Genomic DNA, 16,545 nt, shown 5'->3' with positions numbered 1-16,545 from the left:
AATGAAGCACGAACTAATAACACCGGTTACCAAGCGTACTTTTCTATTTTCCGGGGTATACAAATTCCCGGACATGATAGAATCATCCGGATTGAAGGCATAAAAAAAGTCACCGGGCAGGCGACTTCATTTAGCTTTATTTTAACGGAAACCGTTCAGGGTTATTTAATAATTTTAAACTGGTTCAAAACTTCCTTGTAGTGATCACTGATTGGAATAACCGCTTTATTGCTCATCGTCAGTAAGCCGTCAGACGGTTGGATTTCTTCAATTTCCCGGGCATTCACAATGTGATTGCGGTGTACACGGTAAAAGACTGCCGGATCGAGCAGGTTAATCACCTTCGTCAGTGAGATCTGGATTACAAACTTCTCCATCGCGGTAAAAATGGAGCAATAGCGCTCTTCCACTTCGATGTTGATAATATCGGAAACAGCCACTTTTTTAAGGGCATCTTTTTTCTTGATGAATAAAAACTCCGAGCTGATTACTGTATCCTCTTCCTCACTCTGGAAAATATCCGGTTGATCGTAGAATTTCTCAATAGCCATTTCCAGGGCGTAAAGCACCTCCAGTGGGTTGAAAGGTTTCAATAGAAAGCTATACGGTTTAGTCAGTTTCGCCCGTTCAAAGATACTCCTATCCGTAGAACTTGTGAGGAATACAAAAGGCCTGGAAGATTCCGGAACATTGTTCAGGGTTTCAGCAAAGGTAATTCCTTCCGGGATCCCATTCAGGAATATGTCGATCACCACAATGTCTACTTTGTTCCCATAGAATAACTTTAGTGCTTCCTGGTGAGATCGCGCCACGCCTACGATTTCGAATTGACTCTCGGTCAATGTATCTGTTAATTTATCACTTTCTGCTACCGTATCTTCAACAATCAGGACCTTAATTTTTTCCATCTGAACTTTTCTTTAGGGTAACGATCATCTTCGTCCCCTCATTTTGTCGACTCCAAATATCTAATTTCCCATCGTTTTTTGCTAGCATTGCCTGACATAAATTCATTCCAAGTCCCGAACCGATCGTTTTTTCATGGTCCTTTTTAGTCAATTGAGGTGAATCACTGAGTAATTTCAACCGGGTTTCTTCCGACATTCCCTTCCCGGTATCCTTCCATTCAAAGCATACCTCCGTTTCATTTTCATGCAGCAAATTCACGGTAATTTCGGAACCGGGATCGGAAAACTTGATACTGTTATCCATGAAATTACGCAACACGATCTTCAATGATTCCGCATCTGCAAATACTTTTATGGATTTGGGGATCGTATTTTCAAAAGTAATTTGTTTCTGGTTCAGCACACCTTTAAAATTATAAGCCACCTGGTCGATCAGCATACTCAACCGGTGTTCTTCCTGCCTGAAATAACCGCCTTCCGTTTGCAAGAGCGCCCAGTTCAGCAAATTATCCAGCATGTTGTAAGTATTGGTTGCAATCACACTGTTTTCTTCCAATTGGTTTTCTAGACTGTTGTACTCCTGTTTCTGCACCTTATCCTTTAATTTGGAATTACTGACACTCAAGGCATGAACAGACGAGCGAAGGTCGTGGCTCACAATAGAGAATAACTGGTCCTTCGTGGCATTCAACAAGTCCAGTTCTTGTTTTTGGCGCAAAATAACCCGAGACCGCAGCACATTCTGACGGTAAAAGTAAGTTCCGAAGACAATGATTGCCATTAGTAACAGAGCTGCAAAAAGATAGGTGTTTAATTCGGCCTGTTTCAGTTTGTTTTCGGATTCCAACAACTCTACACGTCGTTGTTTATGAGCCAGGGCCAATCTTTTTTCAATTTGGGCTACTTCGTAAATTTTGTTTTGATCGCTGAGGGAATCATTCCAGCTTTCATATTCTTTCCGGTACTTTAAAGCCAAATCATAGCGTTTCCTATTCTCTTCTACGACAGCCATATTATTGGCTGAACTCAATTTCAGTTCTTTTGATCCGTATTTTTTAGATAAAAGGTATGCTTTTTCAAAATAGGAAATTGCTTTTTCATCCTGGTATTGTTCGTAATAAACACTTCCAAGATCCGTGTAGGCATTAATCAGCGAAGTATAATCTTTCAGCTTTTCTATCTTCTGAATTGCTTTAATAAGATAATTTTCTGCCTCTGTAAAATTCCCTAAGTGAAAATAACACACACCCGTATTATGAAATAGTGCATCAATTCGAATTGTTTGGATGATTTGCTTATTACTGGTGTCAATACTTTTAAACAGGTTTAAAGCTTGGTTATATTTTTCCTGAGAAAGAAAGATACATCCCTTGTTGAAGCGAACCATTGCATAAAACTCAAAACTATTTCTTACCAGATTAAATTCTTTCAGGGCATATTTAAAAATTCCTTTTTTGTGAAATGCTTCAGCGCGATAATAATGCACAAAATCAAGCTGTTTTGGACCCTTTACTTGTTGCAACAACTTTTGAGTATTTACCAGCACTGAATCCCAATTTTCACTTTGCGCGAAACCAACAGTTTTAGATAAAAAAATGAGATCCTTGTGTTTCCTGGTAAGTGCTTCTGCCTTTTGGTCAAGCAATCGATTACTTTTCTCATCTCGTTTAGAAAAGGAATAAAATGAAATGAAAAAAAGTGCCCCGAAAAGAGACACCTTTATCCAATTAATAACTAGGCTTGAATAGAACATACTTTTATTGTTCTGTCGTTCTAACAGTACTCATTATACCACGAGAACTTTTCGGCCCCACCGTATTAACAAGCAGAATAAACAAAGTCAATATGGCTCCCAAATCGATGTCATGTCCAGCAGCATCCACAGCTGACGCTTTAAACGAACAGGTTACTGGCTTGGGAGTTGCCGTTGAACTCGAACTGTAAACAGCATAAAACTGGAGGTTACACGAATCGGAAGAATCGTAATATTGCTTGATCGATACCTGGTTTGGATTGAGGTCTCCGGGAATCATAAAGGTCATAGCGACTGTTAACTTCTGAGTTGAAGTGCTGTATACTGCATCAATTGCAGTTGGATCCGCTAAGGTGGGTGAACCAACCGGAGTGAGCGGCAACATTACCGGCTGAACGGTGTAATTTTGAATGGTGACTTCCATAAAACGCTTTTTTTAGTTAGACAAAAAGTTAAGTAATCAAAACATGTTTTTTTACGCAAAAATATAGTCATTCCCCATGAAAAAAAGAATCTGCCTGTATTCCCTCTATCCGATTAAGAAAATGACTCAATTTATGGGTTCTTAAAATTAGGGGAATTTTTCGTTTAAAAAAGCTTCCAAAGGGAATTAAACTAAATTTTACTAAAGTAATTTACCTGACACACGAAGGGCCGAAATCATTAACTTGTTAATTAAACCTGTTCACTCAATTTTCTCCTTGATTCGGCATTTTTTTGTACTTCAAGTAACCCAATCGCTTTATTTTTGCAGCGTTGAAAGAAATTTATAGCGTAAAACAAATTCCTTTCGGATTACAACTTAGATACTGAAAAACTCTTGTTAGGTTAGGAAAAAAGCCATGATCCTCCCATCGGATCATGGCTTTTTCCGATTCAGGCAAATTTATACTTAGTCCCCGAGAATTGGTCCTGATCCATCAACTCAGTGTGAGTGTGGAGTGTGAGTGAAGAGGGACAAAAAGAAAAAAGCATCACTATTGCGATGCTTTTTTCTTTTTGTGATCTCAAGCGGAGATGCATCAAACTTTTTGTTGGAGATTTAGAACTTATATTACATGAATCGCTAGATTCAAAATAAATTATTATTTGTAGAAACAAAACTAAGAAAACGTTGTTGCTTAGCGAGGGTCCCTATTTGATTGGTCTCAAAGCACGGGAATAAAAAGCCTCATCCTTTGAAAGGGAAAACAACTGTTTGTTTTCAAGGATCTTGAAGCGCCATGTTTCTGTTTCTGCGTCTTCATCAAAGTCTTCAGGTTCTGGATCATCCACTTGCGAGTAAATTACGTGTAACTCCAGAATTCCATTATCTATCTTTCCACTTTTTATCAAATAAAAGGTACGGCTTCTCGCAGTACCGCTATAATAATGATAAACTCCGGTAATTCCGCCGACTCCAATTGTAAAATTCAGGTTCACACTATAAGGTACCTGATCATGTCCAAATCCTTGAACATCGCGTGTATCTGACCATTGCCCGGTGTAATAATTGTAATTCCCTTCCGGAAGGTTCGTCACCGGTTTCTTTCGTGCCACATTCACTTCTGTGGGAGCATCTGTTTCCCGAACTATTTTCCACTCATTCCCGAATTTTCGAAAATACAAATACGATTCGATCTCCGTTTTCTTCCCGTTTTCAATGCATATTTTAGTGAATTGCACCACAAATTCTACTCCCAAAACATCTTCATCATCATAATAAACATCCACATAACCCAATTCTTGTTTGTAAGAGGGGTGTATTTTTAACCAGTCGGATTTTTGGGTTAAAACTGCTTGTTTGTTGCTCTTTTTAGAATAATATGACACTTCATCTGCATACAAATTTTCGAGATCAGACAGCCGGTGCTCACTAATTGCCTCATTCCATTTTTTCAGGATTTTTTTAACGGCATCGTAACGTCGAAATACATTTTCAGTATTCGGTTTATCCTTCGAATCTCCTGACGCATCGGGCTTCGTCTTCTTATCCGAATGAACAGCTTTTTGTTTCTGAGCTTCAGGTATAACCTTGGTTTTCACTTTTTTCGAATTTCCGGAGTTACAGGCAGATAGCACTATTGCTGTTAGAAGAAAAACAAGTAATTGTTTGCAAATCATTGAGTGTAATTTGGTTCGAAGGTAGAAAAATGTGGGATTTGTTCCACAGTTAAAGCTCATCATTCTCTAGAGTCGAACACCTTTAATCAAGATTAAGAGCTAGCATAGTTATAACGGTTTTCAACTAGGAGACGCGGGCTTCTCGGTTGTGGTTGTTTAGCCCGTGGATTTTTGTTGATGTTATGGGTATCATTCTAATTTCACCAATATTAACTCAAGATGTGAATATTGATCAATAAAGTATTTTACTGGAGGTTGAGTGCCTATTTTAAAAATAATCTCTTTGTGATTTCTACTCCAGACAGTGTTTAAACAGGAATACATTTCAGTATAATATTCGCTGCGATTAATACCGATTCCGGTCGGTGGACGCTGAACAGAGTATATTGTTAAATCATGATATTCTCCGAAACTAATATTCCAGGTATCATATGGAGAAATGGTGGTACTGTCAGGATAATGAGTATGTCCGGATCTTAATGCTTGTCTTAAGATTAAAGTATCCATATTAATAATTGTGTTAGAATCGAGACTAATGTTAGTAATATGCCATACATTAAAATAAATTTCTTCGTCCGAAATTTTTTGAGCCTGAGTTGAAGCGGATTGTAAAAGAACAATCATTAGAAACAGAAGATACGGAATTGGTAATTTCATATCTTGTCGTTTGGTTGAATTTACGTACTTCATTAGATAAAAGCGAATTCTTTTGAATGTTACATGTAATTACACTAACGGTTTGCAGGTTTAAGTTGAGCCTAATTTACTTGCACCAAAACCCTATAGCACTAATCTAAATAAATAGCTTCAAATTCTTGTGTTTACACTTCGCCCGAGGCTTAACTTAAACCTGTTGTTATAGGCAGTAGTAATGTTAATTTAATTAGGTTCAAATTCCTCAATAACAGTATATTTTCCTTTGTAATTTTTTCGGTAACAAACAATGGTGGGTGAATTGCTAATTTTAACAAGACTGTCACCGACTTTCAACCCTGAGCTCTCGTAAAATGTATAACTATTTAATTTTAGTTGGTTTTCTGATTTGTCATACAGATAGCACCTTAAAGAGGGTGTGATATGAATTCTTGCAACAATGAAATTAACTTTTTGTCTAAGTTCTTTTCTAGCATAATAAGCATTGAAAATCGTAGTTGTTATGACGATTATAATCAAAAAGGCGAATGAACATAATATTTTTAATTTTAAATTTTTCACGTCAAATGTTTGTGAGTGGCGCATTCAAGCTTCAATTTGACTAAGGATATTTTCATTCGGTCTTTTAATAGCCCAATATTGCCTATAACTTATTTATATGCGCAACTCCAACTACTTACAACTAATTAAAATCGGATTTTATACTGAATTTCAGATGTTTTTGCGAATAATCTTCGTTACTACCCCAATACTAAACAATAATTCTGAAAACCAACTCACTGTTAAAAAAAATTCCGGGAAAGAAATAAGTCTAAAACCCAATTGGATTCGAACCACTTTGATTCGATAGAAAAACACAATAAAATCAATGATTTGCGGGAGATTTTGCTTCGCCATCCTCCTCGGTCCTCCTTCAAAGGAGGAAGTTCAATTGAAACTTCGAACACGGATTCCGCACTCAAAACTCACACTGAAAGAAGAGCAAGCACAGCTTGTGAAGACTGAGGCTCTGTCTCACAAGACAGAAAAGCCGAAGGATAGCTCTGAAAGACAGAGCGAGTGTGAGAGTGAGTATTGAGGGCAAAAAGAAAAGCGAACTACTACCGTAATTCGCTTTTTCTTTTTGTGACCCCGTTGACCGAAATTTCGAACTTTTTGATGGTGGATTTGGAACAGATTTCTACTACTTCTCTCAAAACATAAATTCGCATTCGTTATTGAGAGAAAGACTAGAGTAAACATTGTTTTGAAAATTCTATTTGAATTTTGGTCTTACCAATTTCAGATCAACTATTGTTTCCTTTTTTGTGAATACAAATTATTTCGCGCTTTTAGTAATCCTTCGAGGATTTCAGAAGATAAATTTCGGAGTGCTTTTTCGTCATTAGTTATATCCATAGTAAAAACGCGTTCTGTTTGCTTAAAATACCACTGTTTAATTTCTTCAGTTATATCAATCTCCTTAAACCCAACCAAAATAAATATTCCATCATGCAAGTTTAATTGGAGGGGTGTTGTATCTAATCCGCTTAGACTTAAATTATAGTAATGCTTTTGCACTTTTAGATCATCGATAATAAAACCAATGATTAATTTGAATAAATCTTCAAAAGAGATATTCAAAGAGTTATTCTTACTCATAAATCTTTAACTTTTCATAATCCAATTTCAAGGATTCATATTCCAATAATTTCATTTGCCAATCCATAAATGAAATTTCAATTTCTGTATAGGTTATGCGCCCTTCTTCATACAATAACAAGCTTTTCTTATAGATTAATTCTAAGTTATTTGTCATTTCTCTAGTCTGTTCTTGCTTCGCTCTAATATTGAGCAACTTTTGTTCTAACTCCAATTTCTGCTTTTCAAACGATAATTCCGCTAGTTGCTTTTTATTAGCAATTTCAGTCTGTTTAATAGTGTTTAATCGCTTTGTTTTGAGCCATTCACCGCGATTAAATATTGGAACACTCAAATAGAATCCTATTCCTTCATAAAGGTTTTGATTGATTTGGTCTCCATAACGTTTTGTAGGACTTCCAGGAATTAAATAATCTTTGTTATTAGTTGAGAACCCTGTTCCAACCAACCCATTTAGAGCAATAGTTGGCACAATATTGGAACGGTCAGATTTTAATTGACTTTCCAGTATTTCAGATTCAATTTCAAGGGATTCAATATTATATTTCTCCGAAAACGTGAGTTTATCGTTAATTGATGAAATAGATGCTAAATCAAAGGTGTAGTTCGCTGATAATGGCAATCCTATTTGAAAACTTAATTGAATCGTATTTAGTCTTAATTCATTGGATAAGTTTAATAGTAAATCCTGTTCATTCAGTAATGAATTATTGCTTTTAAGCGTATCAATTGAATTAATTCTGCCTTCTTGTATTAGCAAACGCTGAATGGCTTGAATCTGCTTGTATTTTTCAATTCGTGATTCAGCCATTTTGGTCTGAGTGGAAAGTTTACATAAAGTAACATAGGTTTCGATCACCTGTATTCTCAATTCATTCAGTTTGGCTGTTAAAGTGATTTCATTTCGTTTTATGGTTCCGGTAAGTATATTTCGCTTATAGAAATAATTAAACCCGTTAAACAGCGTAACACTTGAATTCAATCCAAATGATTGAGAGTTAACGGAACTGGTTGCAAACGTGTTCGTAAAAGGATCGAGCCTACGTCCAAAGGATGTGTTAACCCCAGCGTATGCGCTTAGGTTCGGTAGCAAACTCCACCAATGATATTGACTATTTACCTGTGAGCTATTTAATAAGCTGGATTCTGTTACTGTTTGGATTGAATTATTCTTTACCCTATCTAAACAGAATTGTAGCGTAATTACTTCCTGACCTGAAACAGCAGAAAACAAAAAAAACGAGCCTATTAAAAATATCAACCTCATTTAATAAGATCAGTTAATTGCTCAAAGAATCGCTCTAACAAACGTTTATCCTTTGTAATAATTTTTACATTCCCTTTCAATTGTGCTTTGAATGGAATATCCTTGTTATAGGTTGTTTTCATTTGTTTTGGCAATCGTATTTTTACTTCATACTTACCCTCCTTATCTATTCTGGTAATCTTACTTACATTTCCTTCCAACATTCCAAATTCAGCTTTAGGGAAATCAATTAGTTCAATGAATGTCTTTTGTCCAACCATTACCTTTCCAGATCCTGCGCTTTCAATTGTTGCAAGTGCTATATAACCGCTCCCTTTCGGAACAATAACAATTGAAGCTTCATTGGTTTTGTAAAAACGATTAACTTGAAGTAGTTTATTAAAGACTACTTTTCCAGTACACGGAGCAATCCAAACAACATTCTTTTCCCATGTCTGAAAACCATTCATAAGTACAGAAATACCAATTTGAATTTCCGAGGACATTTTAAGTTCCTTCAATTTTGCATCATGCTCCAATCGGAAACGTTCCTTTCTTAAAGTATTTAATGTGATTAGATTTTGTACATGCTGTTCTTTTTGACTTTGAACAGATTGCAGGGCTTGCGTTTGTGTTCGTTTATCTTGTGTTAATGTTTGCTTTGAAATGGCGTTTTGTTCCGCTAACCGTTCACTGCTTGCCAATTGTTCTTGAATCAATTCATACTCACCTTCAGACAACTTAATTTTCTTGTTTGAAATTATTTGCAATTGCTCTCGAAATGAAATCTCTCTTTGAATGGATGCTAATTCTTGTTGTGTTATATTTTCCGAATGCTCGCTATTCCATTCCGCCACTTTTGAAAGAAGGGTTGTCCATTGTTCTTGAAAAGTTCCAAGTTTCAACGGTTGACTAAAGACCGGTATTTGTTTTTGATACTTCCCATTAAACACTTCCAACTGACCCAAGTAATTCCTAGCCTTTTCTACGTCTCCTGATTTTGCTTGAATATCAAATTGAGCTATTAAATCTCCAATTCTTACTTCTTCATTTTCTGAAACATTTAAAGTTTTTAATTGAATATAACCTTGATTTGAAAGTTCAATAGGTGGTTTGGAAGAAGTCACTAGTACTTCACCTGCAATTTCATCCGGATAACGAATAAACCATGCAAGACCAATAATTACCAATAAAACAATTAGAAATACTCCATTTCCTGATCTTACAATCCATGAAGGTGGATTTGATAGCATTTCATTCATTTGTTCACTCTTCAATTCAATATCTATGTATCTCTTCTCTTCCATAACTATGAATTGATTTCTATCTTCTCAGTTTTCTCCAAATCAAGCTGACTTTGAACAAGATTATAGTAAGCCCCGTTCAATGCAATAAGTTCCTTATGCGTTCCTTTTTCTACCATTGTTCCATTGTCTAAAACAATAATCTGATCAGCATTTTTTACAGTACTTAGTCTGTGGGCAATTACAACAGCGGTTCTGCCTTGAAAAAATTCATCCAGATTTTGCATGATTACTTTCTCATTTCTTGAATCAAGTGAGCTTGTCGCTTCATCAAAGAACAAAAAAGTCGGGTTTTTATAGACAGCCCGGGCAATTAAAATACGTTGTTTTTGTCCCCCACTGATCCCCATTCCTTCATTTCCAATCTTTGTATTGTAGCCTAATGGTAGACTTTCAATAAATTCTTGAATATTGGCTATTTTAACGGCTTGTTTTAATTTTTCTTTATCAATTCGATCTTCTCCGATAGCGATATTATTTGCAATTGTATCATTAAAAAGATAACCGTCTTGCATTACAGAACCACAATTTTCCCTCCAACTTCTTTGTGTGAAATTCTCCAGTTCCACAGAACCAATTTTAATTTTTCCATTGGTAGGTTCATAAAACCTCAATAAAAGTTTCATTAAAGTTGTCTTGCCACTTCCGCTTGCTCCAACAATTGCAGTTAATTGGTTGGATTTTATAGTTAAATTGATGTCCCTGAGAACCGAATTTTCACCTCCGGCATATCTAAAGGTTACATCTTCTAAAACCAAATTTTTATTATCCGGTAATTCATTCTGTCTATTAGAATTTTCAGGTTCTTCATCTTCTCTATCATGGATTTCGGAAAGTCTATCAAGAGAAATTTTGGCATCTTGGACAGCATAAATAAATGACAAGAACTGCGAAATAGGTGCGTTCAACTGTCCAATTATATAGGATACCGATAACATCATCCCAAGAGTCAATTGTCCATCAATCACCAATTTAGCAGTGTAAAAACTTACTAATATGTTCTTAAACTCATTAATAAACAAGGCACCATTACTCTGAAGTTGTTCTAAACGGAGACTTTTGATTCTTAATTTGAACACACGAACTTGTATTCTTTCCCAACCCCATCGTTTTTGCCTTTCTGCATTATGCAACTTAATCTCTTGCATTCCTTGAATGAGTTCGACAATTTTAGACCGATCTTCCCCTCCTTGAGAAAAGCGTTTGTAATCCAAATCTTTTCTTCTTTTGAGAAAGATTCGGACCCATAAGAAATAGATTATACTGCCCACTACGAAGATTAAAAAGACAGGAAAACTATATATTATCAAAACAACACTAAATACAATAAAATTGAAAAATGAAAAAAGAACGCTTAATGTCTGATTCGTCAAAAGAGTTTCTATTCGATGATGATCGTCAACTCGTTGCATAATATCACCAATCTTTTTAGTGTCAAAAAAGGATATTGGCAACTTCATTAACTTGATTAGGAAATTGGAAACTAATGAGATATTTACCCTCGCGCTCAAATGTAATAATAACCAACTCCGAATTATCTCAACACTCATTTTTCCTAAGAACACAAATAATTGTCCAAAAAGGATTAAATAAAGAAAATGAATGTCCTTATTTTGAATTCCAATGTCAACAACGCTTTGAGTTAAGAATGGAAATATTAATTGCAAAAGACTAGCTGCAAGTAAGCCAAAACTAAGTTGTATTAATAATTTACGATAGCCTTTCAAATATTTAAAAAGAAATCTGAATCCATTCTTATTATTTTCGCTATTATCTTCTTCGTTTTCGTTTAAAAATGGTGTTGGTTCAAGCAGTAATACAATGCCTTCTTCAGTATTTTCATCCGCATGGATTCCAATCCAGCTTTTCAAAAACTCGCTTTTAGAATAAACAAGCTTACCTTTTCCTGGATCTGCAATATAAAATTTGTCACCTTTAATTTTATATACAACGACATAATGTTGTTCGTTCCAAAAACAAATGCAAGGTAGTGGAGCTTCTTTCTTTAAACTTTCCAAATCAATTTTCACCGCTAAGGTTCTAAAACCAATAGTCTCGGCAGCATCACTTATTCCTTTTAAACTACTTCCTAATTTTGTTGTTTCACATAGATTACGCAATTTATCTAGCGAAATTGATTTTCCGTAGTGTTTTGCAATCATACGTAGGCATGTTGGACCGCAATCCATTGAATCAGGCTGTAAATATGTTGGGAATGATCTCAATTAGTTAGTTTTGGGTTTAGTGAAAATAACTTCAACACGCATGTTTTTATGTACGTTCTGAATATCCGTACGTGGAAATAAGGGAATACTATTACTAAATCCTTTACATTCAATTCGGTTAGATTTAATCCCATTAGAAACCAGATACTTTTTAACTGCTAACGCACGTTTTTCGGATAATTCTTGTCCTGGTCTGCAACAAACATGACCATTCAATTGAACGTTTAACGTACTATCGCCCCGAATGATAGATAATAATATTTTTAAATTTTCTGATGATTCGGGAACTATTTTATCTGTTTCTGATACGAAGTTAATATCAAGATTAATTGGAGAATTAAGTTTAAACTTATTTTCTACGCTGTAAATGACAATGTCAACTCTTCTGAAAGTACTGTCATTTAGTTTCTTCTTTAAATCCCGTTGTTCATTTTTGTTTATACTATCTATCGCAAAAGAACTTAAGCTAGTCGATCTTAAAATTTTAGAAACTGAATTTAATCTTTTAGCGGCCAGCTTTTGATTTGATTTTTGACTGCCGATAGTATCTGTATACGAAGTTATTTTAATCTTTCCAGAAGTTGCCTTTATCCTACTGCATCTGGCAATCAATCTTTGTGGATTCTGGACCTCATAACTACCAAATTTAAAAAAAACGGATAAAGAGTCCAAGCGTTTAGTCTGAATAAACTCTTGCGAAAAAGCATCTGATTCTTGCAAAAAAAGTACTGTAATAAATACTAAAAGTCTTTTTATCCCCATAACTCAGAATTAATTTCATTTAATTTTACTTGGTCAATTGTGAGCCTGTTATCCACAATAGAAACACCACATTCTGATTCTGATAAATACCCTTCTTCGTTAATCCATTTATTGATATAAGGGTTATAGCCACATTTTGACGGTTTGGACAATGGATTTGATTCATCCTGAATAAAAACTCTACAATCGGAGCACATCCAGCGAAGTTCGCAATCAGAGCAAACTAATATTGATTCTTTTGTAATGTGCCATTCCTTTCTAAACTCATTTAATTGAACTGTCCGCTCTAAATTAACGGTTTCTAATTTTCCAAAAGATTCTTTCTTTGAAGGACAATTTTTTATATCTCCATATTGATCTATGCTCAATTTTTGAGAAAGACAATTGTTGCTTTTTTTATTAGCGTAATAGCTGGCAATGTTACAATTAAACTGAGAAGGGTTAATACAACCACAATTTGAATTGTCAATGCTGTTTTGCGTTGAAAAACTTAAAATAAAAGGGACTCCTTCTATTTCAAATTTGCCTTTAGAATTATATATAGTTAGTTGATTTAGTCTATGAAATGTCATCATTTCATTAGAAATAATTTCATTCAAATTATCATCTCCAGGAACGATAAAATGTAAAAATTCAATAGAATGGTCTGTAAGGTCGAATTGAATTTTTTTGTAATGTTTTTCAAATGAAGTAAAGTCAAGAAAACGAATTTCCAAAAATTTAACTCCAAGGGTGTTTATTTTAGCCAGAAAAACAGATATATTCCAACTAGATAGGTTTGAAATTTCAATTATACAGTCACTGATTAACGTATCGTCTGTAATAAATGGAACTTCAACTTTAAGTCCACTTAGTAATTTGGAATCAACTTCGGTTAAATAATCTTCCTGAATTAAAAGATCTACTAACCTATTAATTTCATCAACGTCGTTTTCAGAATTGCCGAAATTAAGAAAATCAACTTTTTGAAGATTTTTAGTTTTGTTTTCAATTAAAAAGTCACAAAAGTAATTCGGAATAAAAAGAAACTTCCCCATGTTCAAATCCATTAGAATAGAACGACTATACCCACGGACGGGAATTATATTTGGGTACAGTGTAATGTAATTCAAGTCAGTTTTCATCTATTATAGTGGAAGGATTAATAATCTTCGAAATTGATCGTTGAAGTCTTTCTCTATATTGAACGTTTTGAAATCCAATTATTCCAATTTTTATTCCGTTTGGTTCCGTTGTTGGAAGATTTTCAACCGGATAACTTTTTTCTTCTGCAAGTAATGCATCTATTGTTCCAATTTCTGATTTCATAACATCAAATATTTTGCTATTTCATAGTGTATGTCATAATTGCAATTACCTACCATATCGGTAAAAATTCCTGATGGATTGACTTCTAAAAAGACATATTCATCTTGCTTAGTAACTACAATGTCTATGCAACCTACATTGAGATCAAGTGAATTCATCAAGTCTTTTATTTGGCCCTGAACATTCATCGGCAAATTAAAATTTCCTTGACGCATTTCAGATTCACCAAGACCTAATCTATAATCAACTTCCGAAAAAGAATGTTTTTGGGAAAAAATTATCTGAGGAAAGCAAATTCCATCTAAATAAAAAACACGCAATTCATATTTTTTATCCAATTTTTCTTGAAACAAACTCAAATCAAATTCTTCAGGAATCTTCTTTAATTTTACTTCATCTAATAGATTAGTGGTTCCATGTTGCCAAATTTGTTCATGTTGTGAAATTGAGACACAATGATGAAAATTTTCAGCAATTGATTTAACGATAACACCATTCCTCTGTTCACTAAAAAATGGGATTAAATCATCCTTCTTTCGCGTAATTAATGTTTTGGGAATTCTGATTTCCAATTCTTGACAAGCATTCAGGAAAATAATCTTATTGAAATTCAATTTTCCAAAACGACCGAGACATTTCTTTTTATGCAGTAAGTTTCGAATTGATTTAACTTGTGTATCTTCATGTCTTTTCACATAACTAAGCTCTTTTCTTTCAAGTTTAGAATATTGTTTTTTTTCAATATTAATTTCGCTCCTATGTGCCCATACCGATTTTAAATCAGTATACGAGCATAAAAATTGTCCATTTTTAAGAATCGAAATTTGATTACCTGATGAATTCAAGTTATAGCAAAAATCAATTTTATCTGTTTCCAAAAAAACCTCAAAAGATTGCTTCTCTTTCAAAAGATACCTCGCCACGTGTCTTGCAGAATAACTTACATTTTCCGAGAAAATAAAAATCATATTAATGGTGTGTAAAATTATAAGGTACTCGAAAAGAGTTTACGATTCCATATTCAAGCCTTGCCTGTTTAATTAATTGAATTTCTAGCGGTGTAGCTTCAAAACTCTTCGGATTGACATACATTGCGAATTCTTCTTTTTTGCCATTGGAATTTGAGTTCCTATCAACCCAAATCAGGAATAATGACGCAGGCATATCACCATTCTTTACATCAATTAAAAATTTTGGTCTCATTCGATCTACAAACCAATTATAATCTGCTGAATGTAAAAGGAAGGCTAATAATCGAGTTGAAAAAAGACATGAGATCTGTTCTCCCGGAAAACCATATTTAGAATAAATTCTTTCGAATTCAAGGATATTCAAAGAGTCTTGCTCTATTGAAAGTATTGATAAGCTATCACCTAATGATTCCATTTTTTTTGGCGATAAAAAAGCTCTGTATTTCTGATCTTTATCCGACAATTCTTTAACCAGGAAAGCAAGTGAATCGAAATCTTTGCTTCTAAGTTTGAGATTGTTTTCATAACCTTGATTTAATCTTTTCTTTTCCTTTTCATTAAAAGATTCTCCCATCTTAACCCAGTCAAATCCATCGATTTGATTAAGATACGCTGGATCACAAATTCGATGAGACCACGCAACTTCCATTGCAATTGATGCCTTTTTATTATTGTTAAGTTTATGATAGCAAAACGCCCTAAGGATATACTCTTCTGTATATAAACTTCCATATTTTTTTTCTAATTTTTTAAGTGTGGTCAATGCTGCTTTGTATTTGGAAGAATCTACTCTCAGATAAACAATATTGCAATCTTTCTTATATTCAATATGGTTTATTAATTGTCCAAAAGAACATTGGCTTGCCAAAACGACAAAAATCAAAATCAAATACTTCATAACGTTAGAGTTTAAAGGCAACCAAATGAAGCTTTCATTTGATTGCCTTGTTTAATCAAAGATTAGATACACCAAGCGAAGTCATCACCATCACCTTCGGTACCTGCTGGGTATCCATCTGGATTGTATGTATGACGTGCTTCGTCATCTGTTCCACCTGGATAGTACTTCCCATTAATTGTTCCGTAATAAGGTCCGTAAGTAGGAACCCCTCCTAAAACTTTTCCTAAATTCTTTGAATCAAACTTTTTTGAGCTCAATGACTCGATTTTTTTTGTTGCCATAATAGCATGATTTATTTGTTCCGCCTACTCTGTTTCTATATCTTTGCAAAAGCGTTTTCGGCGGTTAACCATCAATTGCAAGGTTTTGCATGTCGAGCCATCTGTAAACAACCGAATGCGTTTAGTGGAGGTGTTACAGCACCTCCATTTTTTTTAATATGTTTTCGCTGAATTTCATCAGTGATTAAAGCTTTTTCAACTATGAAGTTGAGAGCTAGTGATTAAAGCTAACGATGACAAGTATAATGTTTTTTTATTCTCTTGTTACATTTTTTCAGGTTATAATTTATAACTTGACTTTTTGAAAAATATTTTGCATGAGCAAATATTATTACTTAAAAAAACAAATTGAAATATTCGATAATCGTTTTGTAAACTTCCCTAAAAATGTAAACTTCCCTAAAAATCAGACAGTTTAAAAATATAGATTTAAATTGTCAGAATTATGAAAAAATCGAGATTTACAGAGGCTCAGATTGTAAGTATTT

The 16,545-nt window shown here is 34.3% G+C and carries 15 protein-coding genes; all 15 read right to left on the bottom strand.

The genetic code is table 11. The annotated features are described in order from the left end of the window. Positions 1–161: 161 nt before the first annotated feature. Positions 162–908: a LytR/AlgR family response regulator transcription factor gene (locus tag FO442_RS14750; RefSeq protein ID WP_144333979.1), complete on the bottom strand. Its 747-nt coding sequence runs from the start codon at positions 906–908 to the stop codon at positions 162–164. Further along, positions 895–2,394 carry a tetratricopeptide repeat-containing sensor histidine kinase gene (locus FO442_RS14745; RefSeq protein ID WP_186280155.1) on the bottom strand — a complete coding sequence of 500 codons (1,500 nt, stop codon included), beginning with the start codon at positions 2,392–2,394 and terminating at the stop codon, positions 895–897. Before FO442_RS14745 ends, FO442_RS14750 begins: the two co-directional genes overlap by 14 nt. A 271-nt stretch (positions 2,395–2,665) precedes the next feature. Next, positions 2,666–3,085 carry a hypothetical protein gene (locus FO442_RS14740; RefSeq protein WP_144333977.1) on the bottom strand — a complete coding sequence of 140 codons (420 nt, stop codon included), beginning with the start codon at positions 3,083–3,085 and terminating at the stop codon, positions 2,666–2,668. Between the two features lie 710 nt (positions 3,086–3,795). Continuing rightward, on the bottom strand, positions 3,796–4,686 hold the full coding sequence (locus FO442_RS14735; RefSeq protein ID WP_186280153.1) for a hypothetical protein: 891 nt from the start codon (positions 4,684–4,686) through the stop codon (positions 3,796–3,798). Positions 4,687–4,953: 267 nt separating this feature from the next. Further along, positions 4,954–5,421, bottom strand: a complete 468-nt coding sequence (locus FO442_RS14730; RefSeq protein WP_144333975.1) for a hypothetical protein — start codon at positions 5,419–5,421, stop codon at positions 4,954–4,956. A 1,287-nt stretch (positions 5,422–6,708) separates the two neighbouring features. Further along, positions 6,709–7,059 (bottom strand): hypothetical protein, encoded by a 351-nt coding sequence (locus FO442_RS14725; RefSeq protein ID WP_144333974.1) that lies wholly within the window; start codon positions 7,057–7,059, stop codon positions 6,709–6,711. Further along, on the bottom strand, positions 7,052–8,326 hold the full coding sequence (locus FO442_RS14720) for a TolC family protein (RefSeq protein WP_144333973.1): 1,275 nt from the start codon (positions 8,324–8,326) through the stop codon (positions 7,052–7,054). The genes FO442_RS14725 and FO442_RS14720 overlap by 8 nt, the downstream gene beginning before the upstream one ends. Next, the gene (locus FO442_RS14715; protein ID WP_144333972.1) at positions 8,323–9,612 is read right to left on the bottom strand and encodes a putative HlyD family type I secretion protein; all 1,290 of its coding nucleotides are present in this window, start codon (positions 9,610–9,612) and stop codon (positions 8,323–8,325) included. The genes FO442_RS14720 and FO442_RS14715 overlap by 4 nt, the downstream gene beginning before the upstream one ends. A 2-nt stretch (positions 9,613–9,614) precedes the next feature. Next, a complete protein-coding gene (locus tag FO442_RS14710; protein WP_144333971.1) occupies positions 9,615–11,834 on the bottom strand; it encodes a peptidase domain-containing ABC transporter in 2,220 nt (739 codons plus the stop codon). After that, positions 11,835–12,596, bottom strand: coding sequence for an OmpA family protein (locus FO442_RS14705; protein ID WP_144333970.1), 762 nt, complete (start codon positions 12,594–12,596; stop codon positions 11,835–11,837). Continuing rightward, positions 12,587–13,720, bottom strand: a complete 1,134-nt coding sequence (gwsS, locus tag FO442_RS14700; protein ID WP_144333969.1) for a grasp-with-spasm system SPASM domain peptide maturase — start codon at positions 13,718–13,720, stop codon at positions 12,587–12,589. The genes FO442_RS14705 and gwsS overlap by 10 nt, the downstream gene beginning before the upstream one ends. Continuing rightward, complete coding sequence (locus tag FO442_RS14695) at positions 13,710–13,904, bottom strand: hypothetical protein (protein ID WP_144333968.1); 195 nt, start codon at positions 13,902–13,904, stop codon at positions 13,710–13,712. The genes gwsS and FO442_RS14695 overlap by 11 nt, the downstream gene beginning before the upstream one ends. Further along, positions 13,901–14,872 carry an ATP-grasp domain-containing protein gene (locus tag FO442_RS14690; RefSeq protein ID WP_144333967.1) on the bottom strand — a complete coding sequence of 324 codons (972 nt, stop codon included), beginning with the start codon at positions 14,870–14,872 and terminating at the stop codon, positions 13,901–13,903. Before FO442_RS14690 ends, FO442_RS14695 begins: the two co-directional genes overlap by 4 nt. A gap of 1 nt (position 14,873) precedes the next feature. Then, positions 14,874–15,773: a hypothetical protein gene (locus tag FO442_RS14685; protein WP_144333966.1), complete on the bottom strand. Its 900-nt coding sequence runs from the start codon at positions 15,771–15,773 to the stop codon at positions 14,874–14,876. Positions 15,774–15,835: 62 nt separating this feature from the next. Next, positions 15,836–16,057 carry a hypothetical protein gene (locus FO442_RS14680; protein WP_144333965.1) on the bottom strand — a complete coding sequence of 74 codons (222 nt, stop codon included), beginning with the start codon at positions 16,055–16,057 and terminating at the stop codon, positions 15,836–15,838. Between the last annotated feature and the right edge of the window lie 488 nt (positions 16,058–16,545).

Origin of the sequence: Fluviicola chungangensis (genome assembly GCF_007558725.1) — a bacterium.
Classification (GTDB): domain Bacteria; phylum Bacteroidota; class Bacteroidia; order Flavobacteriales_D; family Crocinitomicaceae; genus Fluviicola; species Fluviicola chungangensis.
This window is presented reverse-complemented; position numbering and strand designations above follow the sequence as displayed.

Excerpts from the sequence above, each read along its gene's own strand:
- gwsS (WP_144333969.1), bottom strand. The coding sequence starts at position 13,720 with ATGAAAACTGACTTGAATTACATTACACTGTACCCAAATATAATTCCC.
- FO442_RS14740 (WP_144333977.1), bottom strand. The coding sequence starts at position 3,085 with ATGGAAGTCACCATTCAAAATTACACCGTTCAGCCGGTAATGTTGCCG.
- FO442_RS14720 (WP_144333973.1), bottom strand. The coding sequence starts at position 8,326 with ATGAGGTTGATATTTTTAATAGGCTCGTTTTTTTTGTTTTCTGCTGTT.
- FO442_RS14750 (WP_144333979.1), bottom strand. The coding sequence starts at position 908 with ATGGAAAAAATTAAGGTCCTGATTGTTGAAGATACGGTAGCAGAAAGT.
- FO442_RS14690 (WP_144333967.1), bottom strand. The coding sequence starts at position 14,872 with ATGATTTTTATTTTCTCGGAAAATGTAAGTTATTCTGCAAGACACGTG.
- FO442_RS14730 (WP_144333975.1), bottom strand. The coding sequence starts at position 5,421 with ATGAAATTACCAATTCCGTATCTTCTGTTTCTAATGATTGTTCTTTTA.
- FO442_RS14725 (WP_144333974.1), bottom strand. The coding sequence starts at position 7,059 with ATGAGTAAGAATAACTCTTTGAATATCTCTTTTGAAGATTTATTCAAA.
- FO442_RS14695 (WP_144333968.1), bottom strand. The coding sequence starts at position 13,904 with ATGAAATCAGAAATTGGAACAATAGATGCATTACTTGCAGAAGAAAAA.
- FO442_RS14685 (WP_144333966.1), bottom strand. The coding sequence starts at position 15,773 with ATGAAGTATTTGATTTTGATTTTTGTCGTTTTGGCAAGCCAATGTTCT.
- FO442_RS14680 (WP_144333965.1), bottom strand. The coding sequence starts at position 16,057 with ATGGCAACAAAAAAAATCGAGTCATTGAGCTCAAAAAAGTTTGATTCA.
- FO442_RS14705 (WP_144333970.1), bottom strand. The coding sequence starts at position 12,596 with ATGGGGATAAAAAGACTTTTAGTATTTATTACAGTACTTTTTTTGCAA.
- FO442_RS14715 (WP_144333972.1), bottom strand. The coding sequence starts at position 9,612 with ATGGAAGAGAAGAGATACATAGATATTGAATTGAAGAGTGAACAAATG.